This is a genomic window from Bradyrhizobium sp. (genome assembly GCF_019242285.1).
GTDB lineage: Bacteria > Pseudomonadota > Alphaproteobacteria > Rhizobiales > Xanthobacteraceae > Bradyrhizobium.
In genome coordinates, this window is sequence record NZ_JAFAVV010000365.1 from 1 (window position 1) to 4168 (window position 4168).

At 59.9% G+C, this 4168-nt stretch carries 7 protein-coding genes; 4 read left to right on the forward strand and 3 right to left on the reverse strand.

The annotated features are described in order from the left end of the window. Nucleotides 1-565, reverse strand: a 565-nt coding sequence (locus JOY90_RS14245) for an MFS transporter (protein WP_291691758.1), incomplete at its 3' end; no start/stop codon positions are given. A 63-nt stretch (nucleotides 566-628) separates the two neighbouring features. On the opposite strand from JOY90_RS14245, the gene JOY90_RS14250 reads away from it, so the two are divergent. The 3 genes from JOY90_RS14250 (at nucleotide 629) to JOY90_RS14260 (ending at nucleotide 2854) form a co-directional block, all read left to right on the forward strand. Beyond that, nucleotides 629-1255, forward strand: a complete 627-nt coding sequence (locus JOY90_RS14250) for a TetR/AcrR family transcriptional regulator (RefSeq protein ID WP_367276937.1) — start codon at nucleotides 629-631, stop codon at nucleotides 1253-1255. A gap of 112 nt (nucleotides 1256-1367) precedes the next feature. Further along, nucleotides 1368-1670 (forward strand): DUF1330 domain-containing protein, encoded by a 303-nt coding sequence (locus JOY90_RS14255; protein WP_291691759.1) that lies wholly within the window; start codon nucleotides 1368-1370, stop codon nucleotides 1668-1670. Between the two features lie 410 nt (nucleotides 1671-2080). Next, nucleotides 2081-2854, forward strand: coding sequence for an isocitrate lyase/phosphoenolpyruvate mutase family protein (locus JOY90_RS14260; protein WP_291691760.1), 774 nt, complete (start codon nucleotides 2081-2083; stop codon nucleotides 2852-2854). A gap of 147 nt (nucleotides 2855-3001) precedes the next feature. Here JOY90_RS14260 and JOY90_RS14265 read toward each other — a convergent pair whose 3' ends face one another. Beyond that, nucleotides 3002-3247, reverse strand: coding sequence for a conjugal transfer protein TraD (locus tag JOY90_RS14265; RefSeq protein ID WP_291691761.1), 246 nt, complete (start codon nucleotides 3245-3247; stop codon nucleotides 3002-3004). A gap of 1 nt (nucleotide 3248) precedes the next feature. Beyond that, the gene (locus JOY90_RS14270) at nucleotides 3249-3575 is read right to left on the reverse strand and encodes a conjugal transfer protein TraD (RefSeq protein ID WP_291691762.1); all 327 of its coding nucleotides are present in this window, start codon (nucleotides 3573-3575) and stop codon (nucleotides 3249-3251) included. 170 nt (nucleotides 3576-3745) lie between these two features. On the opposite strand from JOY90_RS14270, the gene JOY90_RS14275 reads away from it, so the two are divergent. Continuing rightward, a partial coding sequence (locus JOY90_RS14275; RefSeq protein ID WP_291691763.1) for a MobA/MobL family protein occupies nucleotides 3746-4168 on the forward strand: 423 nt, incomplete at its 3' end.

A 4168-nucleotide genomic window follows, 5' to 3' on the forward strand; every position in this document is an offset into this window, starting at 1 on the left:
CGCAGCATGCGGCGACTGTCAGCACCACCGGTTTCCAGCCGCCCCATTCCGCCAGCGCCGCGAGGACCGGCGTGAATATGAGCGCGCCGGTCGCGGTGCTCGCCGTCAGCAATCCCATGACGAGACCTCGGTTGGTAGTGAACCAGCGATTGACTATCGTAGCGCCGAGCACGCCGGCGACTGCGCCGGAACCGATACCGGAGAGCAATCCCCATGTCAGGAACAACTGCCACGGCACGGTCATGAAATAGCTGGCTCCGGTCGATGCCGACATCAGCGCGAGCGCGCCCAGCACCGTGCAGCGGATGCCGAAGCGCTGCATCACGGCCGCGGCGAATGGCCCCGCGAAGCCGTAGAGGAAGATGCCGACGGCCGCTGACGACGAGATCACGCCCACGTTCCAGCCGAAGGCCGTCTGCAGGGGCAGCATCAGCACGCCCGGCGTCGTGCGTAGGCCCGCCGAACAGAGCAGCGCAAGGAAGATCACGGCGACAACGACGAAAGCGTATTTCTGGCCAAACGGGCGTCTCGACACGGTGGCGGCTTGATCGGAGGCATTGGACATGTTACTTACCGGTACGTGTTACAACGCGATATGTATACGTACCGGTAAGTAACATTGTCAAGCGTGCCGTGCGGGAGAATTCGAAGAGTCGTCATGAAGAAAACAGTTGATCCATCTGCGGAACGTCCGGTCCGGGCGGCCGACCGGATCCGCGCCTCAGCGAGCGAGCTGTTCTATCGCGAGGGCATCCGCGCTGTCGGCGTCGATGACGTGGTCGACCGGGCCGGCGTCACCAAGCCGAGCCTGTATCGCAGCTTCGCGTCCAAGGACGATCTCGCCGCCGCCTATATGCGCGACTATGAACTGGACTTCTGGGAGAAGTTCGAGAAACCCGGCAGAAAATCATACAGCGATGCGCGTGAGCACGTGCTCGCTTACATTCGCTGGCTATCCGCGCGTGCGGTGTGCAAAGGCTATCGCGGCTGCGGCCTCAGCAACGCCACGGTGGAATATCCGTCGCGGGACAATCCCGCGCGGCAGGTCGCCGAAGCGCACAAGAAAGTGTTTCGCAAGCGCCTGCGCGAGCTCGCCGCTACCATGGGAGCGCGTCAGCCCGCCGTGCTCGGCGACGCACTGCACTTGCTCATCGAGGGCATCTACGTTACGGGCCAGCAGTCGGAAGAAGGGCCGGCGCAGTCGGCGGTCACGATAGCGAAGCTGTTGATCGATGTGAGCGTGCCGAAGTCGTGAGGAAGATGACAGTCGCGCGCCAACTCTCAGCGAGTGTATCCCCGTCTACCACGGCAGGCTGAGCTGGCGGAGGGCGGAGACATCCAAAGTATCAAATGGGAGAAAAACCTTCATGACCGTCTACGTTGTTGGACAGCTCAAATTCACCGATCTTGCGGCATACGAACGCTACACTGCGCATTTCAGGGGGGTGCTCAAGCAATTCGGAGGAACGCTGTTGGCAGCCGACGGGAAGCCCGAAATCATCGAGGGACGTTGGGATAGAGACAAAATCGTGCTTCTGTCGTTTTCAGATGCGACGGCCTTCCGCGGGTTCTACGAGTCGGTCCAATATCAGGAGATTGCAAAGGACCGAAAGGCAGGGGCGGACACCCTTATGCTGCTGGTGCACGGCATTGATGGTGGCGGTGGCTAGCTCGGTGGGGAAGATCCCTATTTGGCGCCGCATCCTCAATTTCCTTTCCGCTTGGGACCGAAAGCAGAGAGATCGGGAGACGGCGCGCCTGCTCGTCCGTTCTGGCGGCCGTTTCACCGACGAATTTGAGCGTCGCGGGCGCAAGCAACCATAAAGTCAGCCTCTCTTGGGCGCCCAGCAAGCCACCCTGTTGACGGTCCAAAAGGAGGCGATGGTTTGCGGGTCTTTGCCTCACCGGAGCATGTTTATTCGGAACAGGTGTTCCAACGTGCGTGCGCCATCCTCCGCCACAATAAGATCGACGTCGGCAAGATGGATTCTCTCGGTCCTGTTGATCAGCTCGATGCCTGATCTGCTGTACCGTCACTGTTTAAGACTGTTGGCTTAAACGGTCACCCAGGAGCGTCGAAATGAACCAAAAGGAAAAGGCCAAACGCTTTGCGCAACTCCACGTAAAAGGATCCCCCTTACTGCTCTACAATGCGTGGGATGCAGGTAGCGCACAATCTGTTCTGAATGCCGGCGCGAAAGCGATCGCGACAAGCAGTTGGTCGGTCGCCGCAGCGCAAGGCTACCAAGACGGTGAAACGATCCCGATCGAATTCGCCGAGCAAATAGTTGGACGTATCGCGACAAGCATTGATGCTCCTGTCACCGTCGACTTCGAGGGCGGCTATAGTGAAGACGACAACGAGCTTGCGGACAACATTGTGCGCCTTATCGACCTGGGTGTGATTGGCGTCAACTTCGAGGATCGAGTCGTGAAAGGCTCAGGGCTTTATAGCCTCGACAGGCAAGCTCGGCGGCTTAGTGCTATCCGCAAAGCGGCAAGGCAGAAGTGCACCGACTTCTTCCTCAACGCGCGGACCGACGTTTTTTTTGTGAACAGTGAGAACGCGGCCCAAGCGGTCGACGAAGCGCTCGAAAGGGCGACCGCCTACGCAGACGCAGGGGCGTCTGGCTTCTTCATCCCTGGCCTGACGGAAGATGCGCTGATCGGACAACTCTGCGAAGCCGTCACATTACCCGTGAATGTTATGGTTATGGACGGCGTGCCCTCGAATGAACGTCTCTCCAAGCTTGGCGTCGCGCGCATTAGCTACGGTCCAATCCCATACATCAGCGCGATGAATGTACTTCAGCAAGAGGCGAAGAAAGTCCTTTCACTACACGACGACTACTAAGGTTTGCCGCGGCACGACAATTAGGAAGCGCCGAGCGGCACGACACAATTCCACTGAATAATCACGTCGTAGTGTACAGAGCTTCTCGCGCCTGCAAACGTCATGGAGCAAGTCCAATGCGTTCAGCTAACGTGTCAGTACCGCGTATCAACTATCTGTACGTACTAGCATTGCCGAGTCCATGTCGAACGCCTGCTTTCCCTTTGCGGCCCAAAGCGCTCGCGCACGTTCGCGCTGATCGCTTTTGAGCCTGTCGGCCATCCAAAGCAGCGCACCGAAGATCGTGGTGCGGTTGTCGCCGGTCAAGTCCACGATACCGGATTTAACAACGAGGCCGCCGAGTTCGATGAGATGCCGGGTGCGCTTGCGGCGCTCGACCTGCCACGTGCGCATGTCATGTCGCGCCTGTGCGGCTTGATGCCGGTTGCGCGCCGCTCCGTTGCGGCGGAGCGCTGTCCGTGTTGCGGTCAGGTTTTGGCGCAATTCTCTGCGTCCGGCTTTGAAAGAACGCGGCGCCGCGCCTAGCCCATGCCTCCCTCTTTCCGGCCTCCTTTGTCTCGGCCAGCACGATGAGCGCACCTGCCAGTTCGTCGACGCCGAGCGCATCCGCCCCCGTCGCGATCACCAGTTCACCGAGTTGCTTCACTTTGCGGGTTTTCAGTTCGCGCGCCTTGTCTTGAAGCGCCTTCATCTCTCCATCGAAATCTCGCGGCTTGCGCATGTCGTCTCCGTTAGTGTTGATGGAGAAATGATAGTCGAGCGCCCGGTGCAATGCTGTAAGGTCGTTAGGACGGCCTGGAACGGGGTAGTCCCGCCCGAGAATTTTTCGAGGGAGGGCGCGCTTATACGTCGTGCCGACGTGCGCTTCGCCGTGTAGGTGGTCTGATCGCGATGGCGATCTATCATCTTCACGTCAAGGTCATTGGCCGCAAGTCCGGCTCGAGCGCGGTGGCGTCGGCCGCCTACCGCTCCGCCTCGCGGCTGCGCGACGAGCGGCTTGATCGCAGCCACGAGTTTTCCGGAAAGCGAGGCGTCGTCCATTCTGAGATGATGCTGCCGGAGAACGCGCCGGAGGCATGGAGCGACCGCGAACGGTTGTGGAACGATGTCGAAGCCTTCGAAATCAGGAAGGACGCCCAGCTTGCCCGGGAGGTCGAGTTCGCCATCCCGCGAGAGATGAGTGAGGCGCAGGGCATTGATCTGGCCCGCGACTTCGTTCGGGCCGAATTCGTCGATCGGGGCATGATCGCCGATCTCAACGTGCATTGGAACGTGACCGAGGACGGCATGCCCAAACCGCATGCGCATGTCATG

Coding starts and splice junctions, on each gene's coding strand:
- JOY90_RS14270 (WP_291691762.1), bottom strand. CDS start 3,575: ATGCGCAAGCCGCGAGATTTCGATGGAGAGATGAAGGCGCTTCAAGAC.
- JOY90_RS14265 (WP_291691761.1), bottom strand. CDS start 3,247: ATGCGCACGTGGCAGGTCGAGCGCCGCAAGCGCACCCGGCATCTCATC.
- JOY90_RS14260 (WP_291691760.1), top strand. CDS start 2,081: ATGAACCAAAAGGAAAAGGCCAAACGCTTTGCGCAACTCCACGTAAAA.
- JOY90_RS14255 (WP_291691759.1), top strand. CDS start 1,368: ATGACCGTCTACGTTGTTGGACAGCTCAAATTCACCGATCTTGCGGCA.